This window comes from Polynucleobacter asymbioticus QLW-P1DMWA-1 (assembly GCF_000016345.1).
GTDB classification, from domain to species: Bacteria; Pseudomonadota; Gammaproteobacteria; order Burkholderiales; family Burkholderiaceae; genus Polynucleobacter; species Polynucleobacter asymbioticus.
Map to the genome: position 1 here is coordinate 357,349 of NC_009379.1, position 17,885 is coordinate 375,233.

The window sequence follows — 17,885 nt, forward strand, 5'->3', positions numbered from 1 at the left end:
TTATCAGTATTTGCTTGTAAGATTCTTGGATGGATTCACAAGCATTAGAAAAACTCGTCTTAATGAAGATGCCCTTTGGCAAGCATGCTGGCCGGGCCTTGGCAGACTTGCCTGGAAATTATTTGGCGTGGTTTGCGCGCGAAGGATTTCCTAAAGGTGAGCTTGGGGAGTTGCTCGAGTTAATGCATACCTTAGATCACAATGGACTACGTGGACTCTTAGCACCTATTCAAAGAGCGCATGGCTTACAAGCCAGATCTAAACTACTTTGAGCGAACGATTGCCGTAACGCGATTGCGTTCGTAAGTCACGCTAGCTGAGTCTGGCGGACTACTTTGAATGGGGCTAACGAACAATGCAGTTTGAGATTCAATCTGAGCAGCAATTCTTTTGGCAAGTTCACTGTTGAGGTCGTATTGAATTTGGACGCTACTCACCTTGCTTTCCTGAATGCGGGCGATAAGGGCATTTACTTTTTCTGGTGAGTATTCATCAAAGAAGATGGGGTACCAGCCACCAACCAACGGCTTCTGAAGCTTCGCGGGGAGAGGGGTCAAGACACTTTGCTTGGATGGTTGCGCATCTGTCTTGATGGGGAGTTGAAAATCGATGCCCGTTTTTTCCATTAATTCGGCATAGGAAATTGGTGGCGACATCATTGCTTCATTATTGTTTTCAATCCAATAAGCCCATGCAGAATTCTTTTGTGGGTCATAAACCAATTTATAGAGATGACTTGGAATGGTGACGCGCCCTCTCCCAATGCTGCCTTGTTTTCCGGTTGAGCCAGTGAAAACATAAATATCTCCCGCTGCACGCTTGGCATATAAACGAGTTGGCTCTTCCACATTCTTAGCCCAAATGCCCTGATTGTTTTGTCTGGCTTGAGGCATCATATTTGCCAATGAAAATGATTGAGCCATGGCCCGTTCATTGCTCATATCTCCCGCTGGAGCGTTGTGCCCACGGTCATAGCCGCTACTGCGATAGTCTGATAGTTGGGCGCGCTCGGCAAAGGGAAGGCGAGCCTCCTCATAAAACTGGTTGCTTCTACGCGGGTGTGGCGCAAGTAATTGTGCGCGGTTGAGTTTCTCAACCGTATAGATCGGCTTCTTATCTTGGGGCGAATAGTAAATAGCAAAACTATCGAAACAAAGATCGCGGCCCACTTGCGAACTGGTGGGAACTTGTTGATTGGGGAAGAGGTCTTTGCATTCCTCAAAAAGAGCAAACGCTTGTAATGGGCTAAGTAAAGTCGCCAGGAGGGCGAGCGGCGTAAGGAGTGCTAGAAGTTTGCGAAGAGCAGTCATGGCTTATTAGTGTATGGGCTGCTTGATCATTGCTTTTACTTTTTGAGTGGCACTAGCTCTAGAGCCAACATCAATAGTCGACTTACTCGACTACAAAAGTTCACTTTTTAGATTTCTCCCCTTATAAATAATGCCTTGCAGCATTTTCTCTAAAGCTACTAGCGGTAGAAATCCGGAGATCTGCAAATACTAGATATCTGGTTTTAGTGGGCTATTTTTCATTCCAAATAGTAAAAAAGTCCAAATTTAGGCAATTTTTTACAAAATGAAATTAGTGCTCCCTAACATACTTAAGTTATTGATTTATATAGGCTAATTCATCAATTGAAGAGGCTTGTTCGGGATCTCCCGTATTTCAAGATCTAAAAGTAATGGAAATGGCTTTCTTTATTCTTGACTTGATATAAGAACCTTTTTAGGATGGCTCATGTTTTTAATATATTGCGATGCAACATAAATCAGCACAACGATTTTGAAGGCTTCGCAAACACTGAATGAGTAAATGTTTATCTAACAATTTGGGCGACATGCAGAACACGCAACCGGCTATGCTGGCTGCTAAAGATCTGCTGGCTCATGCCATGGCTCCGGTTTACCGAGTCATCAATGGCGTCCTAGTTGTGACTGTATTTATGGTGGTAGGTCTTTGGTTATCGGGCAACGGTACCAATGCAGGCCCTTTTGATCTGGCGCGCATTCTGGTTCCAGATGAGGCGCGCCATATGGTTTGGAGTAATGGCTTTGGTATGCTCGATCAATATAAGAGCGCCAATGAGTCAACTGCCACCGCAGCCCCTGAAACTGATATTGCCGCAGTAATCTATAACAAGTCCAGTGTTAAACAGCACACTGTGGCTCTCTTGATGCCCTCTGTTGCTCAAGTGCAGGTCAAATCAATCTCTCATTTAGCTGACCGCATTCCAACGTCTAAGGTTGACCCTCAGGCCCTGGATAGTAATTTGATGGGCTCTATTCAAAATCAACGTGCAGTAGCTGACTTCTTTGAGAAGAAATACAGCCTAGACCGCGCCAAGATTGAGGAATATGTTTCCAATACGATTCTGATTGCAAAAGAAGTCAATATTGATCCTGTGTTGCTATTGGCCGTGATTTCCATTGAGTCAAACTTTAACCCCAATACAAAAAGCCAGGCTGGTGCAGAAGGCCTTATGCAAGTGATGACTTCAGTGCACAGAGATAAATACGCTGTATATGGTGGCACCACTCAAGCGGTTAAGCCAGAAGTGAACATTCGTGTGGGCGCCTATATCTTGAAGTACCTCATTGCTACAGCCGGTTCTTTGCGTAATGGCCTCAAGTTTTATGTAGGCGCTGCTAATGCCGAGGATGATGGGGGCTATGCTGATAAGGTCATGGCAGAACGTAACCGCTTGATTGGCTTGTGCCAGACTCGCTCGGTAAATCGTTTGACCCTCAACGGTAAGGATCTACGCTCTTAAGTCTAAGTAACTTCAGTAGCCAAAACAAAAGTCACCCTTGGGTGGCTTTTGTTTTTTACGGTAAAACTTAGCTCACCCCGTGTAGTTCCACATCAAATACTAAAGTTGCATTTGGGGGAATCACGCCACCAGCACCACGAGCGCCATAACCAAGTTCTGAAGGAATGATTAGGGTACGTTTGCCGCCAATTTTCATTCCCTCAACGCCTTGATCCCAGCCTTTAATGACATGGCCGGCACCTAAAGGGAAGCTAAAGAGTTGTCCGCGGTCCAAAGAACTATCAAACTTCTGGCCCTTATGATCTGCTGCTTTTTCATCAAACAGCCAGCCTGTGTAATGCACGTCAACGTGGTTACCAGCTTTTGCTTCTGTGCCGTCGCCTACAACGGTATCGATTTTTTTGAGTTCACTCATGGCGGTTTTCCTATTTCGCTGAAATTGAGCGCTCAGTATATCTCTGGCCCACTTGGTGGATTCCCTTAGATTGGGGTTTATAAGCAGCTTTCAGGTGCAAAACGACCATTTTTAAGGGGTTCGATGATTTAAAATAGAAGACTCGCCTCATTGGCATGGGGCCTGCTCTAAGGTAGGCCAGCTAAAAGCGACATTGCAAAATGTGGAATGTGAGAGTGGCAGGGTTAAAACCTGACTCTGTAAATTTATCAATATTGAGGAAACGTTAATGGCTTCAGAGAAATCAAAGATTATTTACACGCTGACAGATGAAGCACCGCTTTTAGCGACTTGCGCATTTCTGCCCATCATTCGTACTTTCACAGCGCCTGCTGGTGTAGAGATTGTGAATAGCGACATTTCTGTTGCTGCACGTATCTTGGCTGAATTTTCTGAGTGCTTAACGACCGAACAAAAAGTTCCTGACAATTTGGCAGAGCTTGGCAAAATGACTTTGATGCCAGATACCAACATTATTAAGTTGCCAAATATCAGCGCCTCTGTTCCTCAGTTATTAGCTGCGATCAAAGAATTGCAATCAAAAGGCTACAAGATTCCCAATTTCCCAGAAGATCCAAAAACGGATGAGGAAAAATCGATTCGTACGCGCTATTCCAAGTGCTTAGGTAGTTCAGTAAATCCGGTATTGCGTGAAGGTAACTCTGACCGCCGTGCGCCACCCGCTGTTAAGCGTTACGCTCGTAAAAACCCGCACTCCATGGGTGAGTGGAGCCAAGCTTCCCGTACGCACGTATCCCATATGCATGGTGGTGACTTCTACTCTAGCGAGAAGTCAATGACAATGACCAAGGCATGTGATGTCAAGATGGATTTAGTAACTAAGAGCGGCAAAACGATTGTGCTCAAGCCAAAGGTCTCTTTACTTGCTGGCGAAATTATCGACAGTATGAATATGAGTAAGAAAGCCTTGTGCGAGTTCTACGAAAAAGAAATTGAAGACGCATACAAGACAGGCATGATGTTGTCCTTGCACGTGAAGGCAACCATGATGAAAGTATCTCACCCAATCGTATTTGGTCATGCTGTCAAGATTTTCTACAAAGATGCTTTTGAGAAGCATGCGAAGCTATTCGAAGAGTTGGGCGTCAATGCCAATAACGGTATGAGCAGCCTGTATGAAAAGATTAAGACTTTGCCTGAATCTAAGCGCGAAGAAATCATTCAAGATTTGCATGCATGCCATGAGCATCGCCCAGCATTGGCGATGGTTGACTCTGCTAAAGGTATCACCAACTTGCATTCTCCAAGTGATGTGATCGTAGATGCCTCTATGCCTGCGATGATTCGCGTAGGCGGCAAGATGTGGGGTGCGGATGGTCGTTTGCATGACACCAAGGCCGTGATTCCAGAGAGTACTTTTGCCCGTATCTATCAAGAAATGATCAATTTCTGTAAGACACACGGCAATTTCGATCCAACGACGATGGGTACTGTACCTAACGTGGGCTTGATGGCTCAGCAGGCTGAAGAGTATGGTTCACACGACAAGACTTTTGAAATTCCAGAGGCTGGTGTAGCCCGCATCGTGGCTGATGATGGCACTGTGTTGCTTGAGCAGAACGTGGAAGAGGGCGATATCTGGCGTATGTGTCAGTGTAAAGATGCTCCGATTCGTGACTGGGTCAAGTTGGCTGTGAATCGTGCGCGTCTTTCTAATACCCCAGCTGTATTTTGGCTTGATGAGTACCGCCCGCATGAAGCTGAATTGATCAAGAAGGTAAATACCTACCTCAAAGACTATGATCTTACGGGTGTGGATATTCAGATCATGTCTCAGACTCGTGCAATGCGTTACACCCTAGAGCGCGTCATTCGTGGCAAAGACACTATTTCTGTAACCGGTAACATCTTGCGTGACTACCTCACTGACTTGTTCCCAATTATGGAATTAGGCACCAGTGCGAAGATGCTTTCTATCGTACCTTTGATGGCTGGTGGTGGCTTGTTTGAAACCGGTGCTGGTGGTTCTGCTCCGAAACACGTTCAGCAGTTGGTAGAAGAAAACCATTTACGCTGGGATTCTCTCGGAGAGTTTTTGGCTCTAGCGGTATCTCTCGAAGATATTGGCGATAAGACAGGCAATAACAAGGTAAAAATCTTAGCCCGTACTTTGGATGAGGCGACAGGTACTTTATTGGATAACAATAAGTCACCTTCACCACGCACCGGCGAGCTAGATAACCGTGGCAGTCAATTCTATTTAGCCATGTACTGGGCTAAGGCATTGGCAGCACAAACTGAAGACAAAGAATTGCAAGCTTACTTTGCACCTTTGGCTAAAGCTTTGTCAGAAAATGAAGAGAAGATTACGGCTGAATTTAAGGCAGTTCAAGGTAAGCCAGTAGATATCGGCGGTTACTTTGTTGCTGATCCGGAAAAGTGCAAAGCAGTGATGCGCCCAAGCCAAACATTTAATGCAGCTTTAAAAGCGGCAAGAGCTTAATAGGTAGAAGCGATAAGTACCTCATTTCAAAAATTAGGATTAATATTTAAAGGCAAACTTTCGGGTTTGCCTTTTTTATTTATCAATTCTCTTTCTGAGTTATGTCAAAACCAAAAGACCTAGTAGAGCTAAGTTATCTGAGCGAAGCAGTTTCAGATATGTCTTTTTTAGGTCTGATGCGTTTATTGGAGGCTGCACGAGCATTCAATCTAAAGAATGGAATTACAGGCATTCTCTTTTATGACAATCAGCAGTTTGGTCAAATTATTGAAGGTGAGCGCGCCAACGTCATGAAAGTCTGGAAGCGCATTCAGGACGATAAGCGGCACCATCGTGTAGAGTTGCTCGAGATTCGTGAGATATCAGAGCGAAGCTTCCCGGATTGGCTACTGCGCTTCTATGGGGGCGAGACCCTGACCCGAGACTACCCAGTTCTGGCAGGAATGGTCGGCGGCATGGATAAGCATAGCCTGGCCCTCATGAATAAGATGCGCGAGACTGAGCGCTAAGCAATAAATTCCAATCAGTAGCAAAATGAACGCATTACATTCAATGGGTGCACTATGCGTTTTATTGATAAAACTCTCTTTCCTAGCGACATTACCCCTAAAACCGTTTTTGAAAATCGACGCTCTTTAATTAAGGCAGCTGCGGCGGGTAGTTTTGGGGCGGCCTTAGCGCCTTGGTTTTCAAGAGAGGCTTTAGCAGCAACCCCTGAAAAATTAAGCGCCACTCTCAATTCAGCATATTCATTAAAAGAAGAAACTACGCCGTATAAGTACGTTACAACGTATAACAACTTTTATGAGTTCGGTACGGATAAAGCTGACCCCGCAGCAAATGCTGGTAGCTTGCAGACTCGCCCTTGGACAATCTCGATTGAGGGATTAGTCAAAAAGCCGATCACTCTAGATATTGATGCGCTTCTAAAGTTGGCGCCAATGGAAGAGCGCATTTACCGGATGCGTTGTGTAGAGGGTTGGTCCATGGTCATTCCATGGGATGGTTATCCATTATCTAAACTGATTAATAAGGTAGAGCCTTTGGGTTCCGCCAAGTATGTGGAATTCATTTCGCTGGCTGACCGCAAGCAAATGCCTGGCTTGAGTAGCAATGTGATTGATTGGCCTTATCGCGAAGGTTTGCGTATGGATGAAGCGATGAATCCCTTAACGCTATTAACCTTTGGTTTATATGGTGAGGTATTGCCTAAACAAAATGGGGCACCCGTTCGTATTGTGGTTCCCTGGAAGTACGGCTTTAAGAGTGCTAAATCGATTGTCAAAATTCGTTTTACTGAAGAGATGCCCAAGACTAGTTGGAATATGTTTGATGCACGTGAATATGGCTTTTATTCTAACGTTAATCCACAGGTAGATCATCCACGCTGGAGTCAGGCGACTGAGCGCCGCATTGGTGATGCTAAGGGAGTATTTGCTCCGAAGATTAAAACGCAAATGTTTAATGGTTACGGTGATCAGGTAGCCAGTATGTATGCTGGAATGGATCTAAAGAAATATTATTAAGCAATGAGAAAAATCTATACAGCAGTCTTTGGCATCCTCCTTCTTCTATTCACATCATATGGCTATAGTCAATCTGAAGCGCCTGTAAAGACGATACCCAGTCTAGATGTTCCTCGCTATATGGGAACTTGGTATGAGGTTGCAAAATTCCCAAATTGGTTTCAGAGGAAATGCGTTGCCAATACCAAAGCTGAATACTCCATACAACCTGATGGCAACCTGAAGGTGCTCAACAGCTGTAAAACAGCCTCTGGGGAAGTAACAGACGCTGAAGGTGTCGCTAAACAGATTGGAGCAAAAGACTCCCCAAAACTGCTGGTTCGTTTCGCACCCGCATGGTTATCGTTCTTGCCGATGGTATGGGGTGATTATTGGGTGATTGATCTCGACCCACAATATCAAGTGGCTGCAGTGAGCGACCCAAAGCGTGAATATCTTTGGGTCTTATCTAGGACACCACAACTGAATCAGAAAACTTACGAAGAGCTACTGCAACGCTTAAAGGCGCAACAGTTTGATGTGCGTAAGCTTGAGTTAACTACCCAAACAGGCAATTAAGTTCTTCTGCCAGGCTCTGGCAAAGGTACCATCACTGCTTGTCCTGGCGCGCTACAGCCTTGATCGCAGCAGCGCCCAGGTTGTTTATTTTTCGTAATCGCCCGCTCTTCGCTACTAGTCAGCACTCCGCGATCTAATAAACGTTCCACTAGCTCTACTTTATTGCCAATAGGGTACTGACGATAGATTTCTTGCTTCATTGCTGCTGGAGAGCCGCCACCATGTAGGCTAATGACGGAATACCAACCGCCTTGATAAGACGCTGTGAGATCTTCAATAAACCGTGCAACTTCAATTCGCTTGTCATAAGGGACGGCTGGATTGGCTCGTAACACCTCTGCCAAAGTGGCTGCAGTTGCTGGGTTGTGATCTTCGTCTGGTCCTGGCAACGCTACGATTAATCCTCCCGATACTTCATGTGCCAAGCGATGCATGTCATAAATCTGCGTTGCTAATAAGAGTTTTCCGATATTAGAAAATACCGGCTCAGGCATAAATGATTTACTGTACGGATCTTGCGTTCCATAGACGCTAGCAGCCACACCGCAAGCATAAAATCCTTCAGTGATCTTAATGAGTTCAACCATCGGATCACGTAAATTAGATTTGGTTGCTGGATCCAATCCGTTCGCTTCGCACATTAAAGCGCCAGCACCAATTAACAGATCTCCAAAGCCTGCTCGCGCCGCGATGCAGCTATGACGATGATGGGTGGCGTAGTTATAAGTCAGCACGCTAGAGTGTTCCCATTCGCCAGCATAAAAAACACGATCCCAGGGAACGAATACTTTATCGAATATCACTACCCCAGTCGATTGACCATATTTACTAGAAAATATCGGTTTACCATGCTCGACCTTGTCGCCTGGGCGTCCCGCTGGGCGTGCCACAATCGTAATACCTTTGGCATCCACAGGGACAGCACAGCAAATCGCAAAGGCTGCATCCTCTTTAGTCATATTGCGACCTGGCATGACTAAGAATTCATGCATGTAAGGGGCGCCAGTCACAATCGCTTTTGTACCCGAGATCACGACCCCTTTAGCATCTTGAGAAACGATATGTACGTAAGTATCTGGATTTTCTTGCTCATGAGGTCTGCGGGAGCGATCTCCTTTTGCATCTGTCATGGCAATGCCTAATGCCAAGTCCTTCGTTTGTACATGCGATAGATACTCAGAAAATTTAGCACTATGCTCATTACTTCCTTTGGCATCATCAATGCGCGCAGAAACTTGTGCAATCGCATTTAACGCATCATGGGCTAAATAGCGTTGGGCACATCCAGTTTCTTGGCAGAGTACACGTACCGCTTCTAATTTATTTAAGAGATCTCCAGAAGACTGATTAATGTGCAGCATTCTTGGTACAGGAGTGCCATTCGAGTCAGCCAACATGAGCGGTGCTAGCGCTGGGTCATGGACCATGTCATAAGTCACTCCTAAGGCTTGGACTCCAGGGCGAAGAGAAGGCTCATCGGCGACGGATTCGATCAATCGACCATCGACATAGACAGTTGGCTTTAGTGAGCGCAATGACTCTTGATAGTCTTTGCTATTCATGAACTGGGAGGTGCTTTGACTCATGGAGGATGCCTAAGGTAATTGGCGTTAAAGGGTGATTAGTTAAATCATACACATAAATTGAACAGTGTTCAATAATATAAACATATGTATAATTTCGGTATGAATCAAGCCGCTGCCACCGCTCGAGATCTTCGCCAGCAAGCCCTCGCGGATGCAAAGCGGAGTCATATTTTGAACGCAGCCACCTCAGTATTTATTGAGTTTGGCCTAGAAGCCGTCAGCATGCGCGAGATTGCTAAGCGGGCTGGCTATACCGCAGGTGCTATTTATAGCTACTTCGCCAATAAGGAAGAGATTTATGGGGCGCTCTTAGCAGAATCATTAGAGCGCTTGAATGCATTTGTAAGTGAAGCTGAGCGAGCCATTTCCCTAAATGAGGATACCGGCTCGTCAAATGATTTTCTCGTATTGCAAAAAAGTGTTTTAGCGTTTTATCAGTTCTACCGAGATAACCCACGTGATTTGGATTTGGGTTTTTATCTGTTTCAGGGCCTTAAGCCACGGGGCCTAACAAATGAATGGGATTCACAACTCAATGCACGACTTCGAGATGCCATGCGCCCCCAAGAGATCGCTTTGAGTAAATTGGGTTTTAGTAAAAATGAGATTGACACAGAAGTGACAGCCATCTTTGCCCATATTGTTGGGGTCTTGCTTCTTAACCATACGGGACGCATTCGAATGTTTGGTAAAAGTGCAGATGAATTAATCAAACATTATCTTGATAACCTAGCCCTTCGTATACCGAAGATGACGAAGCAAAAATAACGAGATACATTCTATGTTTAATCAAGCTACTAGCGCTCTGATCTTGGTGGATTACCAGACACGACTCTTACCAAGTATTCATGGAGGGGAAGCTGCCGTAAAGGCGGCCCTCATGTTGGCGCAGGCCGCCGCCTTAATGGAGGTTCCCGTCATTGGAACTGAGCAAAATCCAGAAGGGCTCGGTCCAAATGATGAGCGGATTCGCAATTGCTGTAATGAAACTGTATTGAAATATTCGTTTAATGGAGTGGAAGATGGATTGGTGGCGTCTATTCAAAAAATCAATTCCTCGATTAATCAGACTGTACTTGCCGGTTGCGAAACCCATGTATGCCTGATGCAAACCGCATTGGGTTTAAAGGCGAAGGGATTTGATGTGGCTGTAGTGGCCGAGGCTTGTGGTAGTAGGTCGCCAAACGATAAACAACTGGCCATTGAGCGTATGCGAGATCAAGGAATTACAATTCTTGGTATAGAAATGATTATTTTTGAATGGTTAACGACTTTGAATCACCCTCAATTTAAAAATATTTTGCAGCTAATTAAAAATAGAGAAGTAAAAAATTAATTATTAATAGAGACAATACAAGAGGAAATATGGAACACACTGTTTTAGTAACTGGCGCTACCGCTGGATTTGGTGAGGCAACTGCTCGTCGCTTTTTAGCTCATGGACATAAGGTAATTGCCGTAGGCAGAAGAATTGAACGCCTCGAGGCTTTGAAGGCATCACTTCCGGTGGATCAACAGAAAAAATTACTCACCATGGTGGTGGATGTATGCGATGCTGCTAAGGTGGATGTTTTGGCATCAGCCCTACCGGCTGATTTTGCAAACGTCAGCGTCCTAGTAAACAACGCTGGCTTGGCCCTCGGCTTAGAGCCAGCGCACAAAGCATTTTTGAGCGACTGGGATCGAATGATTGATACCAATATCAAAGGCCTAGCCCATATGAGTCGCGCCTTTTTACCAGGAATGGTTGAGCGCAAACGTGGTCACGTGATTAATCTGGGTTCTGTTGCAGCTAATTACCCGTATCCTGGTGGCAACGTTTACGGCGGCACTAAGGCGTTTGTAAAACAATTTAGCTTGAATTTGCGTGCTGATTTGGTTGGCACACCAGTGCGAGTCACTTGTATAGAGCCTGGAATGTGCTCTGGTACTGAGTTTTCAAATGTACGCTTTAAGGGTGATGACGATAAGGCCGGTCAAGTCTATACCGGAGTAAAGGCTTTAAGTGCAGATGATGTTGCAGAGGCGATCTACTGGACAGCCACTTTACCAAGCCATATGAATATCAACGTTTTAGAAATGATGCCGGTTCAGCAATCCTTTAATGCATTTAATGTGCATCGCGGGGAGTTTTAAGACGACTTGTCTTGATCTTTCCATTGATAAAACTGGGGATAGATTCGCATCACCACGGGGCCATTAAAGTCCCATGATTTACAGCCGCCCAAGTAAAGGGGCGGCTTATTTTCATCTGGATCAAATAAAGCCCCTGGAATAGACTGAAAGGCGGCAGTTGCCATGCTATTGAGCAACTCGCGCAAATGCGTACAGCCTTGTATGCCACCCAAATGGGTTTGAATCGTTTTGCGCCATCCTTTCCCTAGGCGCGCGCCGATGAGTGCATTCATGGGTGGAACTACGAGCGGGCATTCTGGATGAGGATGGCCATCCATCGCTACTTCGATATCTTGAATGACTAATTCGTTATTGACAGTAAGGCGTACCCACATATCATGAAATGCCTCGCCTGGTTGCCAAATTTTGGTTCCAGTCTGAAAGGGTGCCGCCTTGGTATCTTTTAAGTGACCTTCAATATCCCAAAGACCATCTTCTCGAGCGTACCCATAAAAAGTAATTTCTCGGGTGTGTAATGGAGAGCGCTTTTCAGGGGATGACAACATGGGGGCCAATTCAAATTTAAAAGATATGTCTAATGATAATGAATAGACTAAAAGTACACCAATTCGCCTGTAGTATTCTTGGCTGTATGGCAAAACCCATTTCCCTCGAAAAGATTCTATTTAGCCAAGGCTTTGGCACGCGGCGCTATTGCAGCGATTTGGTATACGCCGATTTGGTGAAGGTCAATGGTGTATTGGCCGAAGATCCCGAAGAAAGAATTGCAACCGAGGGTTTGGTCTTGACCGTAGAAGACCGGGATTGGGAATACCATGAAAAAGCTTATATCGCATTTAATAAGCCAGAAAATTATGAGTGCTCGCATAAAACTACGCATCACCCCAGTGTTTACAGTCTATTACCGAGCCCATTTGTAGAGCGAGGCTTGCAATGCGTAGGGCGATTAGATTTTGACACCACCGGGCTTTTATTGATTTCGGACGACGGGCAGTTTATTCATAAGATGACGACGCCTAAAAAGAATATTGGTAAGGTGTATGAGATCACTACGCCTGAGCCCATAACGCAATCGCAAATCGATCATTTATTAAATGGAGTGGTATTAGACGATGATCCCAAGCCCTGTTTTGCAGTGGCATGCAATCAACTCACTGAATACACCTTGGCGATGACTATTGTTGAAGGGCGCTATCACCAGGTTAAGCGGATGATGGCTGCAGTGGGCAATCATGTTGCCAAGCTCCATCGCACAGAAATTGGTGCGTACCTTATGCCAACGGATTTAGCGGAAGGGGAGTGGCGCTGGCTTTATCCTCAAGACCTGCAAATGTTATCTAAGAGTGTTGCTGCATAGCAGTGTCATGACTTCGAATTCAATACTGCCGGCTGATTATGATTTTGAGGGTGTTATTCCCTTATGGAAAGTCAATGTAGAAGAGAAAAAAATGACTCGCCAATTTACTTTTCAACACTTTATTCAAGCTTTCGAATTTATGACTCATTGTGCAAGTTATGCAGAAGAATTGAATCATCATCCTGATTGGTCGAATTCTTGGAATATAGTAAAGGTTGAGTTAAGCACTCACTCTGCAGGTGCTTTGACTGAGTTAGATATAAAAATGGCATCCTTTATGGATGCCATGGCCCTACAGCTTGAAACCAAATCGAAATAATCGATTATTAATGTTCTTCGCCCTCGTCTTCCTCTTCATTGAGGCTCATCAAAATGGTGGCAAGTAGGCCATAAACGACTTCCGTGGCGATAAAGCCATCTTCATCTAGCTCATCAATTAAGTCATTGAGACACTCTTCTGTGGGCTCATTCAGCAAGGTCATTGCGCATTCGCACCCGTAGTCGAAATCTTCATCGTTTTGGGTTTGATCTTCGTTTGTCATGTTTATCCTTAATTGAGACTTCAGGATAGCAAATTACACCAGAAATCGATAGGGATATATGTTTTATGTACAAGAAAGCCAGTTATCTGCTTTAGAGAAATTGGGTGTATCCAATTTACAATCCAGATATGAAAATTAAATGTACCCTTTTTACTATTTATTTTTTGGGTTTTGCAAGCTCTGTGAGTGCACAAACTCCACCCCCATTAGGTTCGAAGACTTTTTCTCCGTATACGCCAGCCCAACTCAAGGCTTTAAATAGCCGATCGCTCACTCCAGTTGAAGGCCCCTTTGGCGCCACCACACTCAATGGGCAGCCAGTTACAACAACTCAGTCTTCTGGTAAATACTTTAGTGCCCCTGAGGGCGAAGAAGAGGCTGAGGCTCTCGAAACAGAATCGGCTGATCCCTACACCCCAATGTCACCAGTAATGACTTTTTAAAATTATTTACTCGGCGATCGCTAACTCTGTCATCGACTCGCAACAGAGTAATGCGCTAGCCGCCTCTGGTGTAGCGTTCAACCAATCGTTGAACAACTCCGGTCGAAGAGGTACTACAGTACGTTTTTCATCCTCTGGTTTATGAAAGCGTTTCATCACTGGATGATTGCTAGCATCTATCGTGAGCATCGAGAAAGATACAATGAATTCGCCGGTATCTGGTTCCGTCCATGTATCCCAAATCGAGGCAATAGCCATAGGTTTATGTTGAGCTTGATGAATGCGAGTGCGCACTGCTTTGCCTGATTCATAACTGGGTTCATAAAATGCATCTACCAATGTGAGGGCGTAATGTCGTTTAGCCCATGCATTTTTATATGAAGGTTTGATTGCGACAGTTTCAGCTCGTGCATTGTAAGTTTTTCTACCAAAATCCTCATCCTTAGCCCAGGCTGGGATCAGGCCAAATCGAGCAAGTCCAATTGCCATGCGGTCAGTATTGTGGCTTTTTAAAACAATCGGTCCTGGATAAGTGGGAAATACATCGTGGGCGGTGGATGCTGGTAAATCCAGATCGAAATGGGATTTAACCCAATCTATGTTGACAGTGGTGAGGTATTGAACACACATCTGCTTATTTTACTGGCATGAATGGGACTACGTTTGGCTTGATAAAAGCACTCTACTGTTAATATTAGAGCTCATTTTTAGAAAGATTGAACCCTATGAAACTGCTTATTTCCCGATTAAAACCTTCGGTTGCGCAGCTCATTACATCCAGTATTTTATTGGGTTGTTTTGGTAGCGCTTTTGCTCAACAAAGTGGTTTGCCAATTAATGCGGCTGCTTCTGTAAATGGAGCAATCATCACCAATGACATGGTTGAGCAGGGCATTAAGGTTGCGATTTCACAAGGCCAAAAAGACTCCCCTGAATTACGCAAAGCCGTCATTCAGAAGTTTGTTGAAGTGATGCTCTTGTCTCAGCAAGCTGAAAAAGATGGTTTAGCAAATTCAGAGAAAGCAAATTCCCAGCTGGCATTAATTCGTCAAAACTATTTGGCCGATTTAGAGCTGTCAACTTTTATGGCACAAAACCCCATTACCGATGCTGACGTACAAGCAGAGTACAACAGGGAGGTTTCTTCATTGGGACCACAAGGCATGATTACGGAATACAAAATCAGTGATATTGCTGTGGCTACAGAAGCTGAGGCGCAAGCAGCTTTAGACCGTATTAAAAAAGGTGAGCCATTTGATAAGGTGGCTAGAAGCGTGTCACTAGGCCCCAATAAAGCGCAAGGCGGTGCAGCTGGATGGGTCCAGCCTGGTCAGGTTCCCCCGCAAATTGGATCGGTATTAGCCACGCTTGGAAAGGGTCAAGTGTGTTCAGCCCCTATTCAAATGCAACAAGGCTGGTATTTGGTGAAAGTGGAAGATAAAAAATCAAGCAAGCCACCTACTTTCGAACAGGCTAAGCAAGCTGTTCGCGCTGGTTTAATTCAGAAAAAACAGTATGAGTTTGTTGCTAAGATTGCTAAAGATTCTAAGATTGTTGTTCAATAGAATTTGTTGTTAGTAAACAAAACATTCGCTGTGCAACAATCTGTGCAGAAATAATAAGGGCTCCTAGGAGCCCTTATTATTTGCGTTCTAAAGTGAGAAAGTTGAAATGAATTTCACCTTCAGATCCCGGAGTGCGTTCGACTTCTGTCCAGGAAGATTCATCAGGCACTTCAAAGAAGGTGTCACCATCATTGATATCGATATCTATTTCCGTAATGTAGAGGCGATCTGCCTTATCAAAAGCTTGCTTAAATAATTGCTCACCACCAATGACAAATACGCGTCGCGCCTCGCTTAAGCGATTAAGTGCTTCATCTAGTGATCCAGCCAGTTCAGCGCCAGTAAGTTGAAGGTCTGCATTGCGACTAACAACGATATTACGGCGTCCTGGAAGCGGTCTTCCGATAGACTCCCAGGTTTTTCGGCCCATGATGACGGGATGACCCATCGTGACGCGCTTGAAAAACTGCAGGTCTGCCGAAATTTTCCAAGGCATTTGATTGTCGCGTCCAATGACATGATTTCGGGAGCGCGCAACAATCATAGAGATGGCGGGTTGTGTCATCTTTGATTTCTTAAATAGCTACTGGAGCTTTAATGTGGGGATGGGATTCGTAGCCAACAATTTCAAAGTCTTCAAATTCATAATCGAAGAGTGAATCTGGTTTACGCAGAATATTGAGTTTAGGCAGGGGTAAAAAATCTCTCGATAATTGGAGGTCAACTTGCTCTAAATGGTTGCTATATAAATGACAATCGCCACCAGTCCAAATAAAGTCACCCACTTCTAAATTACATTGCTGCGCCACCATATGGGTCAATAAAGCGTAGCTAGCGATATTAAATGGGACGCCCAAGAAAATATCAGCACTTCGCTGATATAGCTGGCAGGATAACTTTCCGTCGGCAACATAAAACTGAAAGAAGGCGTGGCAAGGCGCTAAAGCCATACGCGGGATATCTGCCACATTCCAAGCTGAAACAATGATGCGACGTGAGTCAGGATTCTTTTTGATGGTCTCCACCACTTCAGAGATCTGATCAATGTGCTGACCATTAGGCGCAGGCCAAGAACGCCATTGATAGCCATATATAGGGCCTAAATCGCCGTCAGGAGCTGCCCATTCATTCCAGATGGATACGCCACGCTCTTTAAGCCAATTATTATCTGTACTGCCTTTGAGAAACCAGAGTAATTCATAAACAATGGACTTCATGTGGAGCTTCTTGGTGGTGACCATTGGAAAGCCGTCGGCCAAATTAAAACGCATCTGGTGCCCAAATACCGAGATCGTGCCGGTCCCAGTTCTATCGGACTTTTGTACGCCCTTGGCTAGGACTTCTTTCATTAAATTGTGATATTGGCGCATAGAAAATCGCTATAAATGGGTTGTTTAGTAGTAGCTTACTCGAATGTGGGGGAGCCCACACCAAGTGCTTTATGAAGTTTGGGCGAGGTGGTGGTGTATTGCAGTTGAATCTGCTTTTCCGGGTTCAGATATGCTGCCGCAGCAAAAGCAGCTAAAGCGGCCTCATGAAAACCTGACAAAATGAGTTTCTTTTTTCCAGGGTAAATATTGATATCACCTACTGCATAAATACCAGGAATACTGGTTTGAAACTTTTCCGTATCCACAACAAGTTGCTTGCGCTCTATATCTAAGCCCCATTCAGCAATGGGGCCTAACTTTGGAGAAAGCCCAAAGAAAATGAGGAGATCATCTACTGGTAGTGCTTGAGTTTTTCCATCAATGTCAGTAACGACAATTTCTTTTAGATGATCATCTTGCGCTTCATAAGAAGTGATTTGCCCAATCAGCAACTGCATTTGCTTGGAAGCACACAACTCACGCATCTTTGCAATTGATTTTGGGGCAGCTTTAAAGTCATCGCGACGATGAATCAATGTCACGCTGGCGGCTTTTTCTACCAAGAATAAAGCCCAATCTAAAGCTGAGTCTCCACCACCGCAGATAACTATTTTCTTTCCGGAAAATTGCTCCGGATGCTTTACGTGATAAAAAATATGTTTGTCTTCAAGAGCTTCAATCCCCTCCAGGGCGAGCTTGCGTGGCTGAAATGCACCTACGCCAGCTGCAATGAAGACGGTTTTACTCAAAAAGTATTGATTCTGTGAAGTGCCGATCAGTAGGCGCCCATCGGCTTGTTGCTCCAGGGTCCTCACTTCTTGTCCTAAATGAAATTGCGCACCAAAGGGCTCGATTTGTTTTAGTAGGTTCTGAGTCAGCTCACGACCAGTGCAGACTGGTACTGCAGGAATATCGTAAATGGGTTTATCTGGGTATAACTCGATGCATTGACCTCCTGCTTCAGGAAGAGAGTCAATAACATGCGCCTTGATTTCTAGGAGACCCAGTTCAAAAACCTGAAATAGACCCACAGGGCCGGCACCAATAATGACTGCATCGGCTTCTATAGGTGAGTGCAACACAATTTCTCTCGAGTGGGTCGGTGGTCGGGTAA

22 protein-coding genes are annotated in these 17,885 nt (G+C 44.8%); 13 read left to right on the top strand and 9 right to left on the bottom strand.

Going from position 1 to position 17,885, the window contains the following annotated elements:
- Positions 1–29: 29 nt before the first annotated feature.
- Complete coding sequence (locus PNUC_RS01900; RefSeq protein WP_011902207.1) at positions 30–272, top strand: DUF3820 family protein; 243 nt, start codon at positions 30–32, stop codon at positions 270–272.
- Here PNUC_RS01900 and PNUC_RS01905 read toward each other — a convergent pair.
- Complete coding sequence (locus PNUC_RS01905) at positions 264–1,310, bottom strand: DNA/RNA non-specific endonuclease (RefSeq protein ID WP_011902208.1); 1,047 nt, start codon at positions 1,308–1,310, stop codon at positions 264–266. The two genes, PNUC_RS01900 and PNUC_RS01905, sit on opposite strands and share 9 nt — an antisense overlap.
- Before the next feature lie 494 nt (positions 1,311–1,804).
- Between PNUC_RS01905 and PNUC_RS01910 the strand changes: the two genes are divergently transcribed.
- Positions 1,805–2,770: a transglycosylase SLT domain-containing protein gene (locus PNUC_RS01910; protein ID WP_011902209.1), complete on the top strand. Its 966-nt coding sequence runs from the start codon at positions 1,805–1,807 to the stop codon at positions 2,768–2,770.
- 67 nt (positions 2,771–2,837) lie between these two features.
- Here PNUC_RS01910 and PNUC_RS01915 read toward each other — a convergent pair whose 3' ends face one another.
- A complete protein-coding gene (locus tag PNUC_RS01915) occupies positions 2,838–3,185 on the bottom strand; it encodes an FKBP-type peptidyl-prolyl cis-trans isomerase (RefSeq protein WP_011902210.1) in 348 nt (115 codons plus the stop codon).
- Positions 3,186–3,453: 268 nt separating this feature from the next.
- Between PNUC_RS01915 and PNUC_RS01920 the strand changes: the two genes are divergently transcribed.
- From PNUC_RS01920 to PNUC_RS01935, 4 genes are all read left to right on the top strand, one after another.
- Positions 3,454–5,688 (top strand): NADP-dependent isocitrate dehydrogenase, encoded by a 2,235-nt coding sequence (locus tag PNUC_RS01920; protein WP_011902211.1) that lies wholly within the window; start codon positions 3,454–3,456, stop codon positions 5,686–5,688.
- A 101-nt stretch (positions 5,689–5,789) separates the two neighbouring features.
- The gene (locus PNUC_RS01925; protein ID WP_011902212.1) at positions 5,790–6,197 is read left to right on the top strand and encodes a BLUF domain-containing protein; all 408 of its coding nucleotides are present in this window, start codon (positions 5,790–5,792) and stop codon (positions 6,195–6,197) included.
- Positions 6,198–6,251: 54 nt separating this feature from the next.
- On the top strand, positions 6,252–7,214 hold the full coding sequence (gene msrP, locus PNUC_RS01930) for a protein-methionine-sulfoxide reductase catalytic subunit MsrP (RefSeq protein ID WP_011902213.1): 963 nt from the start codon (positions 6,252–6,254) through the stop codon (positions 7,212–7,214).
- Between the two features lie 3 nt (positions 7,215–7,217).
- On the top strand, positions 7,218–7,772 hold the full coding sequence (locus PNUC_RS01935) for a lipocalin family protein (RefSeq protein WP_011902214.1): 555 nt from the start codon (positions 7,218–7,220) through the stop codon (positions 7,770–7,772).
- On the opposite strand, the gene PNUC_RS01940 is transcribed toward PNUC_RS01935, so the two are convergent.
- Positions 7,769–9,358 (bottom strand): 4-hydroxyphenylacetate 3-hydroxylase family protein, encoded by a 1,590-nt coding sequence (locus PNUC_RS01940; RefSeq protein ID WP_011902215.1) that lies wholly within the window; start codon positions 9,356–9,358, stop codon positions 7,769–7,771. The genes PNUC_RS01935 and PNUC_RS01940 overlap by 4 nt on opposite strands.
- Positions 9,359–9,457: 99 nt before the next feature.
- Between PNUC_RS01940 and PNUC_RS01945 the strand changes: the two genes are divergently transcribed.
- From PNUC_RS01945 to PNUC_RS01955, 3 genes are read left to right on the top strand one after another with little or no spacing between them, the layout of a single operon-like run.
- Positions 9,458–10,126, top strand: a complete 669-nt coding sequence (locus tag PNUC_RS01945) for a TetR/AcrR family transcriptional regulator (RefSeq protein WP_143070020.1) — start codon at positions 9,458–9,460, stop codon at positions 10,124–10,126.
- Positions 10,127–10,139: 13 nt separating this feature from the next.
- Positions 10,140–10,694: an isochorismatase family protein gene (locus tag PNUC_RS01950; protein ID WP_011902217.1), complete on the top strand. Its 555-nt coding sequence runs from the start codon at positions 10,140–10,142 to the stop codon at positions 10,692–10,694.
- Between the two features lie 29 nt (positions 10,695–10,723).
- Entirely contained in the window at positions 10,724–11,494 is a 771-nt protein-coding gene (locus tag PNUC_RS01955; RefSeq protein WP_011902218.1) for an SDR family NAD(P)-dependent oxidoreductase, read from the top strand.
- Here PNUC_RS01955 and PNUC_RS01960 read toward each other — a convergent pair.
- Positions 11,491–12,039, bottom strand: coding sequence for a DUF2889 domain-containing protein (locus PNUC_RS01960; protein WP_011902219.1), 549 nt, complete (start codon positions 12,037–12,039; stop codon positions 11,491–11,493). The genes PNUC_RS01955 and PNUC_RS01960 overlap by 4 nt on opposite strands.
- 86 nt (positions 12,040–12,125) lie before the next feature.
- Here PNUC_RS01960 and PNUC_RS01965 point away from each other — a divergent pair, with 86 nt between their 5' ends.
- Together PNUC_RS01965 and PNUC_RS01970 are read left to right on the top strand one after the other, a co-directional pair.
- Positions 12,126–12,851, top strand: a complete 726-nt coding sequence (locus PNUC_RS01965) for a pseudouridine synthase (RefSeq protein ID WP_011902220.1) — start codon at positions 12,126–12,128, stop codon at positions 12,849–12,851.
- A gap of 7 nt (positions 12,852–12,858) precedes the next feature.
- Entirely contained in the window at positions 12,859–13,170 is a 312-nt protein-coding gene (locus tag PNUC_RS01970) for a 4a-hydroxytetrahydrobiopterin dehydratase (protein ID WP_011902221.1), read from the top strand.
- Between the two features lie 7 nt (positions 13,171–13,177).
- On the opposite strand, the gene PNUC_RS01975 is transcribed toward PNUC_RS01970, so the two are convergent.
- Positions 13,178–13,393 carry a hypothetical protein gene (locus tag PNUC_RS01975; protein ID WP_048812051.1) on the bottom strand — a complete coding sequence of 72 codons (216 nt, stop codon included), beginning with the start codon at positions 13,391–13,393 and terminating at the stop codon, positions 13,178–13,180.
- A 128-nt stretch (positions 13,394–13,521) separates the two neighbouring features.
- On the opposite strand from PNUC_RS01975, the gene PNUC_RS01980 reads away from it, so the two are divergent.
- The gene (locus tag PNUC_RS01980) at positions 13,522–13,836 is read left to right on the top strand and encodes a hypothetical protein (RefSeq protein ID WP_011902222.1); all 315 of its coding nucleotides are present in this window, start codon (positions 13,522–13,524) and stop codon (positions 13,834–13,836) included.
- A 6-nt stretch (positions 13,837–13,842) separates the two neighbouring features.
- On the opposite strand, the gene PNUC_RS01985 is transcribed toward PNUC_RS01980, so the two are convergent.
- A complete protein-coding gene (locus PNUC_RS01985) occupies positions 13,843–14,466 on the bottom strand; it encodes an SOS response-associated peptidase (protein WP_011902223.1) in 624 nt (207 codons plus the stop codon).
- A gap of 95 nt (positions 14,467–14,561) precedes the next feature.
- Here PNUC_RS01985 and PNUC_RS01990 point away from each other — a divergent pair, with 95 nt between their 5' ends.
- On the top strand, positions 14,562–15,401 hold the full coding sequence (locus tag PNUC_RS01990) for a peptidylprolyl isomerase (protein ID WP_011902224.1): 840 nt from the start codon (positions 14,562–14,564) through the stop codon (positions 15,399–15,401).
- Positions 15,402–15,477: 76 nt separating this feature from the next.
- On the opposite strand, the gene PNUC_RS01995 is transcribed toward PNUC_RS01990, so the two are convergent.
- The 3 genes from PNUC_RS01995 to PNUC_RS02005 are packed head-to-tail and all read right to left on the bottom strand — an operon-like array spanning position 15,478 to position 17,853.
- Complete coding sequence (locus tag PNUC_RS01995; protein ID WP_011902225.1) at positions 15,478–15,966, bottom strand: dihydrofolate reductase; 489 nt, start codon at positions 15,964–15,966, stop codon at positions 15,478–15,480.
- Between the two features lie 10 nt (positions 15,967–15,976).
- On the bottom strand, positions 15,977–16,771 hold the full coding sequence (locus PNUC_RS02000) for a thymidylate synthase (protein ID WP_011902226.1): 795 nt from the start codon (positions 16,769–16,771) through the stop codon (positions 15,977–15,979).
- Positions 16,772–16,806: 35 nt separating this feature from the next.
- Positions 16,807–17,853, bottom strand: coding sequence for an NAD(P)/FAD-dependent oxidoreductase (locus PNUC_RS02005; protein ID WP_011902227.1), 1,047 nt, complete (start codon positions 17,851–17,853; stop codon positions 16,807–16,809).
- Positions 17,854–17,885 lie beyond the last annotated feature (32 nt).

Coding starts and splice junctions, on each gene's coding strand:
- PNUC_RS01900 (WP_011902207.1), top strand. CDS start 30: ATGGATTCACAAGCATTAGAAAAACTCGTCTTAATGAAGATGCCCTTT.
- PNUC_RS01905 (WP_011902208.1), bottom strand. CDS start 1,310: ATGACTGCTCTTCGCAAACTTCTAGCACTCCTTACGCCGCTCGCCCTC.
- PNUC_RS01910 (WP_011902209.1), top strand. CDS start 1,805: ATGAGTAAATGTTTATCTAACAATTTGGGCGACATGCAGAACACGCAA.
- PNUC_RS01915 (WP_011902210.1), bottom strand. CDS start 3,185: ATGAGTGAACTCAAAAAAATCGATACCGTTGTAGGCGACGGCACAGAA.
- PNUC_RS01920 (WP_011902211.1), top strand. CDS start 3,454: ATGGCTTCAGAGAAATCAAAGATTATTTACACGCTGACAGATGAAGCA.
- PNUC_RS01925 (WP_011902212.1), top strand. CDS start 5,790: ATGTCAAAACCAAAAGACCTAGTAGAGCTAAGTTATCTGAGCGAAGCA.
- msrP (WP_011902213.1), top strand. CDS start 6,252: ATGCGTTTTATTGATAAAACTCTCTTTCCTAGCGACATTACCCCTAAA.
- PNUC_RS01935 (WP_011902214.1), top strand. CDS start 7,218: ATGAGAAAAATCTATACAGCAGTCTTTGGCATCCTCCTTCTTCTATTC.
- PNUC_RS01940 (WP_011902215.1), bottom strand. CDS start 9,358: ATGAGTCAAAGCACCTCCCAGTTCATGAATAGCAAAGACTATCAAGAG.
- PNUC_RS01945 (WP_143070020.1), top strand. CDS start 9,458: ATGAATCAAGCCGCTGCCACCGCTCGAGATCTTCGCCAGCAAGCCCTC.
- PNUC_RS01950 (WP_011902217.1), top strand. CDS start 10,140: ATGTTTAATCAAGCTACTAGCGCTCTGATCTTGGTGGATTACCAGACA.
- PNUC_RS01955 (WP_011902218.1), top strand. CDS start 10,724: ATGGAACACACTGTTTTAGTAACTGGCGCTACCGCTGGATTTGGTGAG.
- PNUC_RS01960 (WP_011902219.1), bottom strand. CDS start 12,039: ATGTTGTCATCCCCTGAAAAGCGCTCTCCATTACACACCCGAGAAATT.
- PNUC_RS01965 (WP_011902220.1), top strand. CDS start 12,126: ATGGCAAAACCCATTTCCCTCGAAAAGATTCTATTTAGCCAAGGCTTT.
- PNUC_RS01970 (WP_011902221.1), top strand. CDS start 12,859: ATGACTTCGAATTCAATACTGCCGGCTGATTATGATTTTGAGGGTGTT.
- PNUC_RS01975 (WP_048812051.1), bottom strand. CDS start 13,393: ATGACAAACGAAGATCAAACCCAAAACGATGAAGATTTCGACTACGGG.
- PNUC_RS01980 (WP_011902222.1), top strand. CDS start 13,522: ATGAAAATTAAATGTACCCTTTTTACTATTTATTTTTTGGGTTTTGCA.
- PNUC_RS01985 (WP_011902223.1), bottom strand. CDS start 14,466: ATGTGTGTTCAATACCTCACCACTGTCAACATAGATTGGGTTAAATCC.
- PNUC_RS01990 (WP_011902224.1), top strand. CDS start 14,562: ATGAAACTGCTTATTTCCCGATTAAAACCTTCGGTTGCGCAGCTCATT.
- PNUC_RS01995 (WP_011902225.1), bottom strand. CDS start 15,966: ATGACACAACCCGCCATCTCTATGATTGTTGCGCGCTCCCGAAATCAT.
- PNUC_RS02000 (WP_011902226.1), bottom strand. CDS start 16,771: ATGCGCCAATATCACAATTTAATGAAAGAAGTCCTAGCCAAGGGCGTA.